Origin of the sequence: Aromatoleum toluolicum, from assembly GCF_012911005.2 — a bacterium.
GTDB classification, from domain to species: domain Bacteria; phylum Pseudomonadota; class Gammaproteobacteria; order Burkholderiales; family Rhodocyclaceae; genus Aromatoleum; species Aromatoleum toluolicum.
The window spans coordinates 1-888 of record NZ_WTVS01000178.1 but is presented as its reverse complement, the minus strand read 5'-3'; the positions used below and the strand labels follow the sequence as shown (position 1 = coordinate 888).

The 888-nt window shown below is 69.4% G+C and carries 1 protein-coding gene; it reads left to right on the top strand.

Annotated features, from left to right (window positions below; genetic code table 11):
- Window positions 1-20: 20 nt before the first annotated feature.
- Window positions 21-888: DUF1302 family protein (locus GPA27_RS28240; protein WP_246261543.1), on the top strand; the 868-nt coding region annotated here is incomplete at its 3' end.

Genomic DNA, 888 nt, shown 5'->3' with positions numbered 1-888 from the left:
CGAAGGAACTCTTCCGCCCCTTGAACCAGCTCTCGGGCCAGGCGCAGGTGACCGACACGCTGTCGGTGTCGGCGCAGTACTTCATGGAGTGGGAAGCCTACCGCTACCCCGAAGGCGGCACCTACCTGGGCCCGGTCGACTTCGCCTTCAACGGCCCGGACCGCCAGTTCATCAGCCGCGGGCTGGGCTTCGCCACCAACGGCAAGCCGGTCGAACCGAAGCAGGCGGGCGAATACGGTGTGTCGCTGCGCTGGTCGCCGGAGGCGCTCGACGGCACGCTCGGCGTCTACTACCGCCGCTACGCCGACAAGCTGCCGCAGACCTTTCTCACCCGCGTCGGCGCTGGCGTCACCCGCTACAACCTCATCTACGCCGACGACATCGACCTCTTCGGCGTGAGCCTGGCGAAGAACATCGGTGGCGTGAGCGTCGGTGCGGAACTCTCCTACCGCCGCAACACCCCGCTCAACTCGCAGGTGCTGGGCATCGCGACGACGGGCCTGCCGCAGGACGGGGAAACCCCCGGCCCGCGCGGCGACACCTTCCACGCGCTGGTCAATGTGCTGGGGCTGATTGCCGACACCCCGGTGTTCGACGCCGCGAGCTGGGCCGCCGAGCTCACCTGGGCCAAGTGGGACAAGGTGCGTAGCGGCGAGCGCCTCTTCTACGCCGAGGGCTTCGCCCCGTGCACCGGCCGCGACAAGTGGGACGGCTGCACGACGAAGGACTTCTTCGGCCTCGCGCTCGCCTTCACGCCGACGTGGTACCAGGTGCTGCCCGGGGTCGACCTGTCGGCGCCGCTGGCGCTGTCGGTGGGCCTGTCGGGCAACGCCCCGACGGTGTTCGGCGGCAACGAGGGCAACGGCAACTACAGCGTCGGGCTGTCGG